Here is a 14,427-nt window from a genome sequence, read left to right on the forward strand (position 1 = left end):
GCAAGTGTCGATCCGCGCAGGAGCGCGAGGAATGAGCCGAAATTATGATTGAATTTCGAGCAGTAACCAAGCAATTTGGCGACGGTACCGTCGCTGTAGACAATTTTGATCTCGTGATTCCTTCACGCAAGATCACCGTGTTCGTTGGATCGTCAGGTAGCGGTAAGACCACGCTGCTCCGGATGATCAATCGCATGGTTGATCTCACTGAGGGCGATATCGACATTGATGGCGACAGCATCATGAGCAAGGAGCCAGTGGCTCTCCGGCGCAGCATCGGCTATGTGATGCAAAACTCGGGGTTACTGCCGCACTTCAAAGTCATCGACAACGTGACGACGGTGCCGGTGCTCAATGGCGTTCCGAAGAAACTGGCGCGCGCTCAGGCGCTCGAGCTTCTCGACACCGTTGGGCTGAGCCGCACGCTCGCTAATCGCTACCCGAGTCAACTCTCGGGCGGGCAGCAGCAGCGCGTCGGCGTAGCACGCGGCCTAGCGGCCAACCCCAACATCTTGCTGATGGACGAGCCCTTTGGCGCCGTTGACCCAATTGTGAGGGCTGAACTCCAACAGGAGATCATTCGGCTGCAGCGCGAGCTCGACAAAACGGTGGTGTTCGTCACGCACGATATTGATGAGGCCTTCCTGCTCGGAGACCAAGTTGTCATCCTCGAGAAATCTGCGAAAATCGCGCAAGTGGGCAGCCCGACCGAGATCATGTCGAACCCTGCCAGCGACTTTGTCGCTGATTTCATCGGCACCCAACGCGGAAAGCGTGCGCTGTCCTTGAAGAAGACTGCATCGGGAACGATCGTGGTCGACAGCGAGGGCCGCAGCGCTGGCGTACTAGTCGGTGGATCGAGTCAATAGTGACGTGGATCATCGGCAATCTCGATTTGATCTGGGCGCTCACGATTGAACACGTTCGACTGAGCATTCTCCCGATCCTTCTCGGCTTTCTCATCTCAATTCCCTTGGGATGGTTCGCTTATCGTTTCAAGCTCACCCGCGGAATCTTGTTGACCGTGGCCGGCCTGCTCTACACGATTCCTTCCTTGGCGCTGTTCGTGATCTTGCCGCCGCTGCTCGGAATCAGCTTCCTCAGCGAACTCAACATCACTATTGCGCTCACGCTGTATGCCGTCGCGATCATGGCGCGTTCAGTGGCGGACGCGCTCTCATCAGTCGATCCCGCGATTCGTCAGTCGGCAACCGCCGTGGGATTTGGCGGATGGCGGCGGTTCTGGACGGTTGATTTTCCTCTTGCCGGCCCTGTAGTTCTCGCAGGGTTGAGGGTGGCAGCCGTTTCCACCGTGAGCTTAGTCACCGTGGGCATCCTGATCGGAGTCGAGAGCCTCGGTTACCTCTTCACCAACGGATTCCAGCGTCGAATTATTGAAGAAGTTTTTGCCGGTGTCGTCATGACGGTGATTGTCGCGCTGCTTATCGACCGCGCGCTCGTACTTCTGGGTCGGCTGCTCATGCCGTGGGCGACAGTCAAGAAAACTAAATCCACCCAGCGCAATCTCACTGTTCAAGGAGCATCCTCGTGAATCTTCTTGTCGAAGCAATGCAATGGCTGTTCTCCCCGGAACGGCTTGGTGGAAGCAACCCGATCCCGCTCCGCATTGAAGAACATCTCTTCTACACTTTTATCTCGGTGGCGATAGCGGCCATCATCGCTATTCCGATCGGCTTCTATATCGGGCATACCGGCAAGGGCCGCGATTTTGCGGTTGGGCTCTCTGGCGCGGCCCGCGCACTGCCATCGTTCGGCTTAATTTTGTTCTTGGTGCTCTTGATCGGTGTCGCCCAAGCGCAACTTCAACTAGCCGCGATCACCGCTTTCGTGTTGCTCGCTATCCCTTCGATACTCGCCGGTGCGTACGCGGGTGTCGAAGCCGTAGATCGTCGCGTTATTGACGCCGCGCGCGCCGTCGGAATGACCGAATGGCAGATCCTCTGGAAGGTGGAAGTGCCGATCGGTCTTCCGCTGCTCATCGGAGGTCTTCGCGCGTCGACGCTCCAAGTGGTGGCCACGGCCACGCTCGCGGCCTATGTCGGCCTCGGAGGCTTGGGAATCTTCATCTTCCGCGGGCTTCCGCTGCAACGCTACGACGAGATGTTGGGCAGCGCGCTTCTTATTGCCGCGCTCGCGCTCGCACTCGATGGAATATTCGCACTCATTCAGCAATTCGCAATTCCCCGCGGAGTTTCGGCTGGGCGTGCTAAAGATGTCCGCACGTCGTCACCTCGACGACGCACGGTGGCAGCACAAGCTGTCCAAGAAAGAAGAGGATAGAAATGTTCACAGCTAAGAACAAAGGCCGGCTCGCGCTTGGCGCAGCCGCGGTCGGGGTGGCAATCGCCCTGTCAGGGTGTGCAACTAGTGATCCCCTGGACACTGGATCGAGTGACGACAACGCCAACAGCGAGACCATCGTTGTTGGATCGCAGGCGTACTACTCCAACGAAATCATTGCCGAGATCTATGCTCAGGCACTTGAAGGCGCAGGATTCGACGTGGAACGCCAGTTCCAAATCGGACAGCGCGACGTCTACCTTACCGCGCTTGAAAGTGGCGACGTGGATCTCATTCCTGAGTACACGGGTAACCTTCTCCAGTTCTACAAGGCCGACACCACGGCGACCGCGTCGGAAGACGTATACGCCGAACTCGCAGGCGCACTGCCTGAGGGCCTCACCGTTCTCGATCAGGCCGCGGCTACCGATCAGGACTCCTACAACGTGACCGCCGACTTCGCAGCGGAAAACTCGCTGACGAGTCTTGCGGACCTCGCCGGGGTCAGCGACCTCAAGCTCGGTGGAAACGCCGAACTCGAAGAGCGCCCCTATGGTCCCGCCGGACTCCAAGACGTTTATGGTGCGACCGTTGGCTTCACTGCCACGGGAGACACCACCGTTGACGCCTTGGTTGCGGGCACCATCAACATCGCCAACGTCTACAGCGCAGATCCGCGCATCCAGACCGAAAACCTCGTGTCCTTGACGGACCCGGAAGGTCTGTTCCTGGCATCCAACGTCGTTCCGCTAGTGAACGCCGATGTTGCCGACTCGATTGCCGACGTCATCAATGCGGTAAACGCCAAGCTCAGCCCTGAGGGCCTTGTTGCTCTCAACGTGCAGAGCACAGTCGACAAGATGTCCTCAGACGACATCGCCAGCGCTTGGTTGAGCGAGAACGGCCTCAGCTAGCACCCACGAATGGCTTAGCCAGTAGAGGGGCGGATGCACGTGCATCCGCCCCTCTACTCTGTTAACGGCTGGGCAGAGCCAGCGATCATGGCGGGCGATCGCGGGAGCGCTACTCTTCGTCGTCGCGATGGTCCATGTGGCGCAACTGAGAGCGATGGAGAAGTTTTTTGGCGATGAGAGCGATGATCGCAATGGCCGCGATGACGCCGACAAAAACGTAGCCGGCGTAGTGAAGCTGGTCGAGTAGCTCCCGGAAACTCCCCGCCGTCAGGGCACCGACGGAGACGTAGGCGATTGACCAGATGCTCGTGGCCGGTACCGTCCACGCCATAAAAGTGCGGTAACGCATTGTGCTCATACCTACTGTCACGGGAATGAGCGAGTGCAGCACCGGCAGAAAGCGGGAAATGAAAACGGCGATGCCGCCGCGGCGGCCGAGATAGCGCTCAGCTTGAACCCAATGCTGCTCGCCGATGCGTTTGCCCAACCGAGAATGCCGAATCTTTGGGCCGAAATAGCGCCCAAGAGCGAAACCGACGCTCTCGCCGATCAAGGCACCCACAACCACAACAGCGACAAGAATTGTCGCCTCGAAGACGCTGCCGACCGCGCTGCTAGCAACCAAAACCACCGTGTCTCCTGGCACAAGTAGCCCGACCAGGATCGACGTTTCCAACATGATTGCGACGCCAGCCAAGGCAGTTCGCAGCACCGGATCGACCGACTCAACGGTGTCGAGAATGTACGTCAGAGCACTATTGACCCACTGGCCAAAGTCGACGCCCGCAGCGCTAGATTCAGCACTCAGCACAAGGTCAACGGTGTTCACGGAATGAGCCTAGCGAGGCTAACCGAAAACAGACTGGCTAAATAGTGCGAGCCAGAGCCCCCAGTCGCGTGCGCCACTGCTCCAGACGGCCCGGCTTCTCTGCGACCGCAGGCCCATCGACCCACTCTGAGACAATCCGAATACCGTGCAGAGCATTCACGACCCACACCTCGGTTTCTGCCAGCTCGGCAGGCGTCACCGCCTCCTCGTGAGTGTCGAGGCCAAGCGCGCGGGCCAGAGTGAGCACGCTGCGCGCCGTAACGCTATCGACGCGATCGAACTCAGCGGGTGGTCCGCACAAGATCTCACCTCGCCACCAGAGAATCGCACTGTACGCCCCCTCGATGACGTAACCATCCTCGGTCAGCAGAATCGCTTCGTCGGCACCATGGTTTCGAGCACCCGTATTTACGAGACCCAGGGCTACAAGATCTGGGCCTTTCACCGTCGGCTGAGTGCGAGGATCATCGCCCGTGAAACTGATCACCTTCGCCGAGCGGCGCAATTCCGGGTTGGCGCGCAGGCGCAGAAAAAAGTCGCCTCCGCGAAGCTCAACCCGCGGAAACCACGTGCCAGCGCGGGGGAGGGCCGCGACAGCAGAAGTGAAAAAATTCTCGGCAGAATCGTGCAGAGTGGCGGGCACGGCATCCATAAATCGTTGGCGGTGCAAATTGAGCGCGAGAATCTTGCCGGCGTCAACTAGCCAGGAATCGGCCACCGTCAGTGGGGTTTCCGGGACGTCTAACGGCATTACTTCGATTAGTTGATCGTTCTGCCACCGATAAATTGCGTCCGCACTCATAGTCTTAGGTTATGCGCTCTCGCGTTCTTACTGCCGCCCTGCCGCACTGGGTCGACCCCGCGGCGGTGTTCGGCGAACTCATGAAGATTAGCGCTGACAACGTTGCTGGCGCGGTGTGGCTTGATAGCGGGGTGACAGCCTCCACCGGCCGCAGCTACCTCGCCGTGTCTGAGCGTGCTGTGCTCAGCAGCGACCTCACGGAGCCTGTTTTCGATTGGATGCGCCGCGAGTTTCACCCCGTCGACGTTGATGTCTCTGAGGTTCCTCCCGGTTTTCGGCTGGGCTGGGTCGGTTGGCTTGGTTACGAACTGCGCGGTGAATCGCTCGGAGTGGAAATTACGACGCCAGCGTCGACCCCGGATGCGGCGTGGCTGTGGGTAGACCGGATGCTGGTGTTCGACCATGGGCTGCAATCGCTGAGCCTGCTGGCGCTCGGCGACAGCTGGACGGGAGAACTCGCCCAGTGGCGCGACGATATGCACGCCCTCGTCGCGGCGGCGGAGACGACCGCGGAAGCGGTAGCGGACGCGGCGGTGAATCCAGCGGCGGCAGTCGCGCGCACGCAGCCTACGTCGCGGGAAAGCTTGAGAACCACCACCGCCGATGTTGACGATGCGGTCGATGCGCCGACCGCGGTGTGGCGTGATTCCGACGCCAGCTATCTCGCAATGATTGCTGCGTGCCAAGACGCAATTGTCGAGGGAGACGCCTATCAGCTGTGTCTCACAACAAGCGTTCACGTCGATCGCATCGTCGATCCCGTGGCAGCGTATCTCGCGTTGCGGGCAGCGAATCCGAGCCACCATGGCGGATTTTTGCGCGTTGGGGAGACCTCGCTACTGAGCTCGACTCCCGAACAGTTTCTCTCGATTGACCCCAGCGGGGAGGTCGAAACAAAACCCATCAAGGGAACGCGTCGCCGCGATCTCGATCCGCTCGAAGATGCGCGGCTGCGTGACGAGCTTCTCGCCAGCGACAAGGAGCGCGCGGAAAATCTGATGATCGTCGACCTCATGCGCAATGATCTCGGGAGAGTGTGCGAGGTTGGCTCGGTCACGGTGCCGAAACTGTTTGATATTGAAAGCTACGCCACGGTGCACCAACTCGTCAGCACCATCCGGGGTCAGTTGCGGCCCGAGGTGAGTGCTGTCGATGCGATCGAGGCTTCTTTTCCGGCCGGATCGATGACGGGGGCGCCGAAACACTCCGCGACCCTCATCCTCGACGCTCTCGAGACTGGCCCGCGCGGAATTTACTCTGGCGTGTTTGGGTATGTTGGGCTCGACGGTGCCGTGGACCTGGCGATGGTCATCCGCTCCATTGTGGTGGATGCTCGGGGTTCGACGATCGGTGCCGGCGGCGGAATCACTGCCCTCTCGGTTGCCACCGAAGAGCTTGCTGAGGTCAAGTTGAAGGCGGCAGCCCTGCTGAGAGTGCTCGGCGTTCGGGTTGACTAAGCGGTCGCGCATCCGCACCCGACTGTAGCGAACGACCGGTCTACGCTGCGGCTGTGTACTGTGAGATACGTCAACTCATAGACAATGGAATAACCCGACACGTTTTGGCCCCCTCGAGCGCGGCCGTGAGTTGGGTAATCTTGGATCTTCCCTGTAACGAATTGAGAGTGTTTACGTGACTGAGCAGCCCAACTTTGCTGATGCACACGATGATCGCGATGCAACCCCCGGCTATGACGTCGCGGCCATCCACGCGAAGTGGCAAGCCAAGTGGGACGAGCTAAAGCCGTTCGCGACGAGTGACCCTGACGACAAACGCCCGCGCAAGTACATTCTCGACATGTTCCCGTACCCCTCAGGCGACCTTCACATGGGGCACGCTGAGGCGTATGCGTTTGGTGACATCGCGGCGCGCTACTGGCGTCAGCGTGGCTTCAACGTGCTGCACCCCATTGGATGGGACTCCTTCGGTCTTCCTGCCGAGAACGCGGCCATCGAGCGCGGTATTGACCCTCGTGGTTGGACATACGACAACATCGAGCAGCAAAAAAAGAGCATGAAGCTCTACGGCGTCTCGTTCGACTGGGATCGTGTTCTGCACACGAGCGACCCCGAGTACTACAAGTGGAACCAGTGGTTGTTCCTCAAGATGTACGAAAAGGGCCTCGCCTATCGCAAGGACTCCTGGGTCAACTGGGACCCGATAGACCAGACCGTTCTTGCGAACGAGCAGGTTCTGGCCGACGGCACGTCCGAGCGTTCCGGCGCAGTCGTTGTCAAGAAGAAGCTCACGCAGTGGTACCTCAAAATTACCGACTATGCCGACCGTCTGCTCGATGACCTGAACCAGCTTGAGGGTGCGTGGCCGTCGAAGGTGCTGTCGATGCAGCGCAACTGGATCGGCCGTTCAATCGGTGCCGACGTTGACTTCGAAATTGAGGGTCGCGACGAGAAAGTCACCGTCTTCACGACGCGTCCAGACACGCTCTACGGCGTCACTTTTATGGTTGTTGCCCCCGATGGTGACCTCGCTGCTGAGCTCGTTGAAAATGCGAGCGACGACGTTAGAGCGTCGTTTACCAGCTATCTTGAGCAGACTCAGAAGCAGACCGAGATCGAGCGCAAGGATGCTGGTCGCCCCAAGACTGGTATCCCGCTTGACCGTTTTGCCATCAACCCGGTGACGGGCGAGCGAATCCCGATCTGGGCTGCCGACTATGTACTCGCCGACTACGGTCATGGCGCGGTTATGGCTGTGCCGGCCCACGACCAGCGTGACCTCGAGTTCGCGATCAAGTTTGACCTGCCCGTGCGCGTCGTTCTCGACACGAATGCTCCAATCACCGGAGCAATTCCTGTTCTCGAGCTCGATGAGAACGGCATGGCGATCCTTCCGGATGACCTACCGCCGTTGAATCCTCGCGACACTGGCAAGTCGTTGCAGGGCGATGGCCGCATGATCAACTCTGGGCCGCTCGATGGGCTCAGCAAGAGCAACGCGATCAAGAAGATTGTTGAACAGCTCGAGGCTGCCGGAACGGGCCGTGCTGCGAAGACGTACCGCTTGCGCGACTGGTTGATCAGCCGCCAACGCTTCTGGGGAACCCCCATCCCGATCATCCATGGCTCGGATGGCGAACTCATTCCGGTTCCCTTCGACCAGCTGCCGGTTGAGTTGCCGTCGACCGAAGGGCTCGACCTGAAGCCCAAGGGCAAGTCGCCTCTCGCTGCCGCCGAAGACTGGATCAACGTTGAAGACCCGCGCGATGGTAGCCCTGCTCTTCGCGACGCTGACACGATGGACACCTTCGTCGACAGCTCGTGGTATTTTTTGCGGTTCCTTTCGCCGAACGACCCCGATAAGGCGTTCGACCCGGCAGAGGCTGAGAAATGGGCTCCCGTCGACCAGTACGTCGGCGGAGTAGAGCACGCGATTCTGCACCTGCTTTACTCGCGCTTCATCACGAAGGTTCTTTTTGACCTCGGCTATGTGAGCTTCACTGAGCCTTTCAGCGCTCTGCTCAATCAGGGCATGGTGCTCTCTGAGGGCAAGAAAATGTCGAAGCGCAGTCGCAAGGCTGTTACCTTCTCCGGCGAAATTGCGGAGCACGGAGCAGATGCTCTGCGCCTGACCCTCGCGTTCGCTGGCCCGCCCGAAGAAAACATCAACTGGGAAGATGTTTCTCCTCCCGCATCCCACAAGTTCTTGGCTCGCGCTTTCCGTCTCGTCGGAGATGTCACGAGTGCACCCGAGATCGAGTGGAAGACCGGCGATATCGCGCTGCGTCGTGCCACTCATCGGTTCTTGGCGGATGGCCCAGGCCTCGCAGAATCCCTGAAGTTCAACGTGCTTGTTGCTCGCATCATGGATCTCGTGAACACGACGCGCAAGGTGATCGACAGTGGCGCTGGTGGCGGGGATGCGGCTGTTCGTGAAGCTGCAGAGGTCATCACGATCGCACTGAGCCTATTTGCCCCGCACACGGCCGAAGAGATGTGGGAGAAGCTTGGTTACGAGCCCACCGTTGCCCTCGCCGGATGGCGCAAGGCAGAACCTGCGCTTCTCGTCGAAGAGTCGGTGACCGCCGTTGTGCAAGTGGATGGCAAGGTCCGTGACCGTCTCGAAGTCTCGCCGAAGATTGATGTGGCGGCGCTCGAGGCACTTGCTCTGGCCTCTGAGGTCGTTATGCGAAGCGTTGGCGACCGCGAGATCATCAAGGTCATCGTGCGGGCGCCGAAGCTCGTCAACATTGCGACTCGTCAACAGCCCACAGAAGGCTAGGCCGCTTCACACATTGTAGCTAAGCGAGCTCCGAGAGATCGGGGCTCGCTTAGTTTTTGTGCGTGGAAGAGTTTGAGCAAGCGAGACGTGCCCGATTGCGGCTACGTGTTGGGGCAGTCGTTGTACTCGTCTTGGTCGCTCTTGGCTGCGCAGTGCTGGCGACGGCGCTTACCGCGCGGCCAGAACCTACCGAGATTTCTCGGGCCGAGCCTGGGGAGAACGGCGTCGAAGCCTCGTTTGGGGCTCCGCCGGTTTTCGTTCACGTCACGGGAGCAGTTGTTCGGCCCGGCCTTTTCGAACTCGCGGACGGTTCCCGCGTTATCGACGCCATTGCGGCTGCCGGGGGATTTACCGCTACGGCCAATCGCGATGAGCTCAACCTCGCTCGGCTCCTGACCGATGGCGAACAGTTTGCTGTGCCCGTAGAGGGCGAACAGTCGGCGGATGCTGCAGCATCCGATTCGCGTGTGAACTTGAACACGGCAGATGCCGCAGCGCTCGACACCCTGCCTCGGGTCGGTCCGGCTATGGCGGCACGCATCTTGGCGTGGCGAGACGCCAACGGACGATTTGCCAGCATTGACGACCTGCGAAGTGTTTCGGGTATCGGCGACAAAACCTTCGAGGGGCTTCGCGAGTTGATTACCGTATGAGTCTCGATCTGCGGCTGAGCATCCCGGTTGCGCTTGCTTGGCTAGTTGCGGTGGTTCTGATTGGCGTTCCGCAGTGGGCGTTGGCCAGCACTCTAGCGTTGTGGCTGGCTGCGGGAATCGCCACAGCCTCAGCGCTCGTCTCGCGCCGGCGGCTGCTCACTAGCGTCGCTCTCGCGTGTGCGCTGGCAGCCCTCTGCTCGACTTCTGTCGCGATCCACGCGGATGCTCGTCAGCCTCAATCGCTGAGCGATCTTGCTGCTCGTCACAGCCAGGTCGAGGTGTGGGGAACGACGACCTCGGCGGCAAGCGCAGAGGCTGAGTACTTTCACGCGCAACTCACCGCAGTTGTTGTCGAAGGGAAAACGGTGCCGCTGAGTTCCCCGGCACTGGTATTTCGAGAGAGCGATCGTTTCAGTGAAGACAGCGCATCGCAGCCGCCCCAGAATCCGGAATGGGGGATCGGAGTCGCTTTCTCGGTTACCGCAACGCTGACGGCAACGGAGCCGGGTGACGGCAGAGCAGTGCTGGTGTTTTCTTCGGAAGAACCGCAATGGCGTGCCGACCCGAACGGTGGTCTCGAGTGGGCGAACCACTTGCGGCGCACCTTTGCTGCAGCAGCCGAGATCCTTCCCGGCGGTGGCGGGCAACTAATCGGTGGGCTTGCGATCGGAGACACTGCAGCGGTAAGCGAGGAACTTGACGCGGCTATGAAGACGAGCTCGTTGAGTCACCTCACAGCGGTTTCGGGCGCCAACTGCGCCATTGTGGTGGGGCTGATCATGGCTCTCGGCGGCCGAATCGGCGTTCATCGTGCACTGCGGATTGCGCTCTCTGTGCTTGTGCTTCTCGCCTTTGTTGTGCTCGTCACCCCTGACCCCAGCGTTCTTCGGGCGGCGCTGATGGCGACTCTGGTGCTCATCGCGTTGGCAAGTGGGCGACCGATCCGCGGTATGGCGGTGCTCTCTCTTGCCGCAATCAGCCTCCTCGTGTTCGATCCTTGGCTGGCCCGCAACTTCGCGTTTGCGCTCTCCGTGTTCGCGACGGCTGGCCTCTTGCTCTTTGCGGAACCGCTAGCTCAATTTTTGGGGCGCTGGCTGCCGCGGTGGTTATCGCTAGTGATTGCGGTGCCTCTCGCGGCTCAGCTTGCGTGCCAGCCGATCCTGCTCTTGCTTCAACCCACGTTGCCCACCTATGGGGTGGTGGCGAATGTCCTTGCGGCGCCAGCGGCCCCGGTAGCCACTGTCGTTGGTTTAGCGGCCTGTGTGGCGCTATCGGTGTTCCCTCCGCTCGGCTTGGCGTTGTTGTGGATCGCCTGGTTGCCGTCTGCATGGGTGGCCGCCGTAGCCACGTTCTTTTCTGACGCGCCTGGTGCACGCATTCCTTGGTGGGAGGGGTGGATCGGAGTTGTCGCGCTTAGTGCGCTCACCGTGGTGCTGCTGGCTGCGCTCGTCATGAGAGGCCGCTGGCGCTGCCGCGCCATCACCACGCTTCTCATCGTTGCGACGGTCGTAGCCGCATCCGCCGCTGGCCTCGGCGTGAGTGCCGCTCTCTCGTGGCCGAGGGATTGGCAGTTCGCGCAGTGCGATGTCGGTCAAGGTGACGCTGTCGTTCTGCGCAGCGGTAAAGAAATCGCCCTCATCGATACCGGTCCTGATCCTGATCGACTCGACAAGTGTCTTGCACGCTTAGACATTGACCGAATCGACCTTTTGGTGCTTACGCACTTCGACCACGATCATGTGGGCGGCACCGAGGCGGTGGTCGGCCGAGTGGACACTGTGTTGGTAGGTCCGACCGGGTCTGCCAAAGATGAGGCGGTGATCGAAGTGCTTGCGGCGGCTGGGGCTCAGGTGCTTCCGACAAGCACGGGAGATCGCGGAGAGCTCGGCGAGTTGAGATGGAGCGTGTTGTGGCCTGGCGAGCGGCTTTCCGGCATCGATCCGGGCAACGATGCGAGTCTCGTCGTGGAGTTTTTGCCGCGACCAGACTGCATGCAGCAATGCCTCAGCTCAGTATTTTTGGGTGACCTAGGTGAGAGTGCGCAAGCGCGGCTCGTAGGTGAACGCCGACTCTCGCGAGTGGATGTCGTCAAAGTAAGTCATCACGGTTCTGCCGACCAATACGCGCCGCTCTATGTCGCTGTCAGCGCCACGCTGGGATTGGTGGGGGTCGGTGAAGAGAACGGTTACGGGCATCCCACCGCTGAAGCCCTCGACATGCTTGCGGAGGCGGGGATCTCGATCGCGCGAAGCGACACAGACGGATTGGTTTTAGTGTCGCCAACGTTGCGACCCGGCGCAGTCTCGTTGTGGTCGGAACGGCGCGTCAGTGCGCAAGGATAGGCTTGAGTAGCAGTTCTATGTGAGGAGTCTCGTGGCCGTTAAACCCCCAGCACGATCGGCGACAAAGTCGAAGGTCGCTATTCCACAGTTGACGTGGAACAAGGTGCGTCCGGCTCCCATTGTGTTGGTCAGTGGCACCGAAGGGTTCCTCGCTGACCGCGCGATTCGACTGTTGCGCGACACCCTGAAAGTAGAAGATCCCAGTCTCGAAGTGAGCGATCTCGAGGCGGATCAGTATTCTCCAGGAGAACTCATCAGCTTGGCGAGCCCGTCGCTTTTCAGCGAGCCGCGGATGATCCGGGTGACCAACGTTGAAAAGTGCACCGATGCTTTCATCACTGAGACCATCAAATATTTGGATGCGCCCGCCGAAGACACCTACGTGGTGCTGCGTCATGCCGGGGGAGTCAGGGGCAAAAAGCTGCTTGACGCGATTCGTTCTGGCGCCGGTGGCGGCATTGAAATCACGTGTCTCGATCTCAAGAAGGACGCCGAAAAGTACGACTTCGCGGCAGCGGAATTCGCCACCAAGCGCAGGCGGGTGACTCCAGGAGCTCTCCGCACGCTCGTCTCCGCATTCTCGGCCGATCTTGCTGAACTCGCCGCGGCGTGCCAACAACTCATCGCTGACGATGCCGATGAGATCAACGAGTCAACTGTTGCCCGCTACTATTCGGGGCGCGTAGAAACCAGTGCATTCAAGGTTGCTGACTCAGCAATCGCTGGGCGCTCCGGCGAAGCCCTCGTCCTATTACGCCATGCACTGGCTTCGGGTGCAGATCCGGTGCCGATCGTTGCCGCGTTTGCTTCGAAGCTGCGCACGATGGCGAAACTCTCCGGCGGTTCGATGTCATCGGGACAAGCCGCGAAAACGTTTGGTATGGCGCCGTGGCAGGCCGAGCGGGCGATGAAAGATTTGCGAGGCTGGAGTGATGCCGGGCTCGGCTCCGCGATTGAGGCGATCGCCGACACGGATGCTCAAGTGAAAGGTTTGGGGCGCGACCCCGTTTTCGCCCTAGAACGCATGATCTCAATTGTGGCGGCTCGCGGCAACTACTAGTCAACGGCTTAACGACAAAAGCCTCCAGCCGCGAACGGTGGAGGCTTTTGTTGTGTTCGGCGGTGTGCCGATCAGAGGTCTTTAGAGTGCTGCGACCTGCTTGGCGATGGCCGACTTGCGGTTCGCTGCCTGGTTCTTGTGCAGGACGCCCTTGCCGGCTGCCTTGTCGAGCGACTTGGCGGCAACCTTCAGGCTCGTGAGAGCGGCGTCTTTGTCGCCAGACTTGATCGCTGCGCGTGTTGCGCGGATAGCGGTCTTGACCTGGCTCCTGACCTGACGGTTGCGGTCTTGGGACTTCTTGTTGGTGCCGATGCGCTTGATCTGCGACTTAATATTTGCCACGTGTATGTGCTTTCTTGTTTGTGGATCAGAGATGGTGGGCGGCCGTGGAAGAGAATCGGTGTTCTGATTCCCGGCCGCGATGCGCATACTGTTCGACAAAGAACTATATGCATAAGCCAACAGGCAACATTACCAGCGCGGTGGAGCTATGGCAATTGCAACGCAATTGCGCGACCCCAGCGCCGAACAAACTTGTTTGTTCGGTTCCGGTGGAGCTATGGCAATTGCAACGCAATTGCGCGACCCCAGCGCCGAACAAACTTGTTTGTTCGGTCGGGCGGGATTCAGCTGTCTTGCCTGCCTTACCTTTCAAGAATAGTGCAGCACGTATCGTCCTGCCGGCGTGCCACGCCCTGCGTTCATTCCTCGGCGTTCGAGCGCGTGTTTCCCGCCGTGCTTCCGGGGGTTATCCCGATTCCTCGGCTGGTTCTGTTTTTCTATTCTCGAAGCATGACTTCTTCAACTGTTTCTGATTCTGTTCCCGATTCTTCCGTAGTGGTTCTCGAGCGATCTGACCACGATGGCCAGGCTTCGGAGGCAACTACCGAGCACCCCGAGCATCCCGAGCACGCTGAGGGAGGTTCGCCCTCATCCGCGGACTTCGCCGCTGCATCTTCGTCATCCACGCGACGTCCTTCTCGTACGATGAGCATTCTGGCGCTGAGTTTGGGCATCGCGTCGTTCTTTTTTGCGCAGAGCGTTGTTGTGCCGCTGGCCGCTATCCTCTTGGGAGTGTTTGGCCTGCGCGATGAGCCAACGGGCCGAGCATTCTCGATCTGGGGCATCGTTTTGGCCTGTGTTGCCTCGTTCGGCTGGATCGTTATCTTGGCGGGAATTGCCCTGTTCGCACTGCCGATCATCCTCTTTGCTGGCTTCTAGGCGCGTCGTTAGCGTTCCTCGACCAGTCTTTGGTGGCGCCCCGGCCTGTCGTTTAGGTCGGGTGCG

Annotated in this window: 13 protein-coding genes; 10 read left to right on the plus strand and 3 right to left on the minus strand. The window is 59.9% G+C overall.

What is annotated here, in order from left to right:
- The first annotated feature begins 44 nt into the window (after positions 1-44).
- From FFT87_RS08190 to FFT87_RS08205, 4 genes are read left to right on the plus strand one after another with little or no spacing between them, the layout of a single operon-like run.
- A complete protein-coding gene (locus FFT87_RS08190) occupies positions 45-869 on the plus strand; it encodes an ABC transporter ATP-binding protein (RefSeq protein ID WP_219948269.1) in 825 nt (274 codons plus the stop codon).
- Positions 869-1,552, plus strand: a complete 684-nt coding sequence (locus FFT87_RS08195; protein ID WP_219948270.1) for an ABC transporter permease — start codon at positions 869-871, stop codon at positions 1,550-1,552. The genes FFT87_RS08190 and FFT87_RS08195 overlap by 1 nt, the downstream gene beginning before the upstream one ends.
- On the plus strand, positions 1,549-2,301 hold the full coding sequence (locus tag FFT87_RS08200) for an ABC transporter permease (RefSeq protein WP_219948271.1): 753 nt from the start codon (positions 1,549-1,551) through the stop codon (positions 2,299-2,301). The genes FFT87_RS08195 and FFT87_RS08200 overlap by 4 nt, the downstream gene beginning before the upstream one ends.
- 2 nt (positions 2,302-2,303) lie before the next feature.
- Positions 2,304-3,215, plus strand: a complete 912-nt coding sequence (locus tag FFT87_RS08205; RefSeq protein ID WP_219948272.1) for an ABC transporter substrate-binding protein — start codon at positions 2,304-2,306, stop codon at positions 3,213-3,215.
- Between the two features lie 109 nt (positions 3,216-3,324).
- Here the strand turns inward: FFT87_RS08205 and FFT87_RS08210 are convergent, their stop codons facing one another.
- Together FFT87_RS08210 and FFT87_RS08215 are read right to left on the minus strand one after the other, a co-directional pair.
- Complete coding sequence (locus FFT87_RS08210) at positions 3,325-4,023, minus strand: DedA family protein (RefSeq protein WP_219950762.1); 699 nt, start codon at positions 4,021-4,023, stop codon at positions 3,325-3,327.
- Positions 4,024-4,081: 58 nt separating this feature from the next.
- A complete protein-coding gene (locus FFT87_RS08215) occupies positions 4,082-4,846 on the minus strand; it encodes an aminotransferase class IV (protein ID WP_219948273.1) in 765 nt (254 codons plus the stop codon).
- Between the two features lie 11 nt (positions 4,847-4,857).
- On the opposite strand from FFT87_RS08215, the gene FFT87_RS08220 reads away from it, so the two are divergent.
- The 5 genes from FFT87_RS08220 to holA all read left to right on the plus strand — a co-directional run bounded on the left by FFT87_RS08220 (position 4,858) and on the right by holA (position 13,140).
- The gene (locus tag FFT87_RS08220; RefSeq protein WP_219948274.1) at positions 4,858-6,303 is read left to right on the plus strand and encodes an anthranilate synthase component I family protein; all 1,446 of its coding nucleotides are present in this window, start codon (positions 4,858-4,860) and stop codon (positions 6,301-6,303) included.
- 175 nt (positions 6,304-6,478) lie between these two features.
- Positions 6,479-9,085: a leucine--tRNA ligase gene (gene leuS, locus FFT87_RS08225; RefSeq protein WP_219948275.1), complete on the plus strand. Its 2,607-nt coding sequence runs from the start codon at positions 6,479-6,481 to the stop codon at positions 9,083-9,085.
- A gap of 62 nt (positions 9,086-9,147) precedes the next feature.
- Positions 9,148-9,738 carry a ComEA family DNA-binding protein gene (locus FFT87_RS08230; RefSeq protein ID WP_255558962.1) on the plus strand — a complete coding sequence of 197 codons (591 nt, stop codon included), beginning with the start codon at positions 9,148-9,150 and terminating at the stop codon, positions 9,736-9,738.
- Positions 9,735-12,080 (plus strand): ComEC/Rec2 family competence protein, encoded by a 2,346-nt coding sequence (locus FFT87_RS08235; protein ID WP_219948276.1) that lies wholly within the window; start codon positions 9,735-9,737, stop codon positions 12,078-12,080. The genes FFT87_RS08230 and FFT87_RS08235 overlap by 4 nt, the downstream gene beginning before the upstream one ends.
- 31 nt (positions 12,081-12,111) lie before the next feature.
- Positions 12,112-13,140, plus strand: coding sequence for a DNA polymerase III subunit delta (gene holA / locus FFT87_RS08240; protein ID WP_219948277.1), 1,029 nt, complete (start codon positions 12,112-12,114; stop codon positions 13,138-13,140).
- Positions 13,141-13,221: 81 nt separating this feature from the next.
- Here holA and rpsT read toward each other — a convergent pair whose 3' ends face one another.
- Positions 13,222-13,482: a 30S ribosomal protein S20 gene (rpsT, locus tag FFT87_RS08245; protein WP_219948278.1), complete on the minus strand. Its 261-nt coding sequence runs from the start codon at positions 13,480-13,482 to the stop codon at positions 13,222-13,224.
- 450 nt (positions 13,483-13,932) lie between these two features.
- Between rpsT and FFT87_RS08250 the strand changes: the two genes are divergently transcribed.
- Positions 13,933-14,361: a DUF4190 domain-containing protein gene (locus FFT87_RS08250; RefSeq protein WP_219948279.1), complete on the plus strand. Its 429-nt coding sequence runs from the start codon at positions 13,933-13,935 to the stop codon at positions 14,359-14,361.
- The last annotated feature ends 66 nt before the right edge of the window (positions 14,362-14,427 follow it).

Origin of the sequence: Salinibacterium sp. M195 (genome assembly GCF_019443965.1) — a bacterium.
Taxonomy (GTDB): domain Bacteria; phylum Actinomycetota; class Actinomycetes; order Actinomycetales; family Microbacteriaceae; genus Rhodoglobus.

Bases quoted from the DNA above. Each gene is read 5' to 3' on its own strand.
- FFT87_RS08190 (WP_219948269.1), top strand. From the start codon at position 45: ATGATTGAATTTCGAGCAGTAACCAAGCAATTTGGCGACGGTACCGTC.
- FFT87_RS08205 (WP_219948272.1), top strand. From the start codon at position 2,304: ATGTTCACAGCTAAGAACAAAGGCCGGCTCGCGCTTGGCGCAGCCGCG.
- FFT87_RS08215 (WP_219948273.1), bottom strand. From the start codon at position 4,846: ATGAGTGCGGACGCAATTTATCGGTGGCAGAACGATCAACTAATCGAA.
- FFT87_RS08220 (WP_219948274.1), top strand. From the start codon at position 4,858: ATGCGCTCTCGCGTTCTTACTGCCGCCCTGCCGCACTGGGTCGACCCC.
- FFT87_RS08235 (WP_219948276.1), top strand. From the start codon at position 9,735: ATGAGTCTCGATCTGCGGCTGAGCATCCCGGTTGCGCTTGCTTGGCTA.
- FFT87_RS08250 (WP_219948279.1), top strand. From the start codon at position 13,933: ATGACTTCTTCAACTGTTTCTGATTCTGTTCCCGATTCTTCCGTAGTG.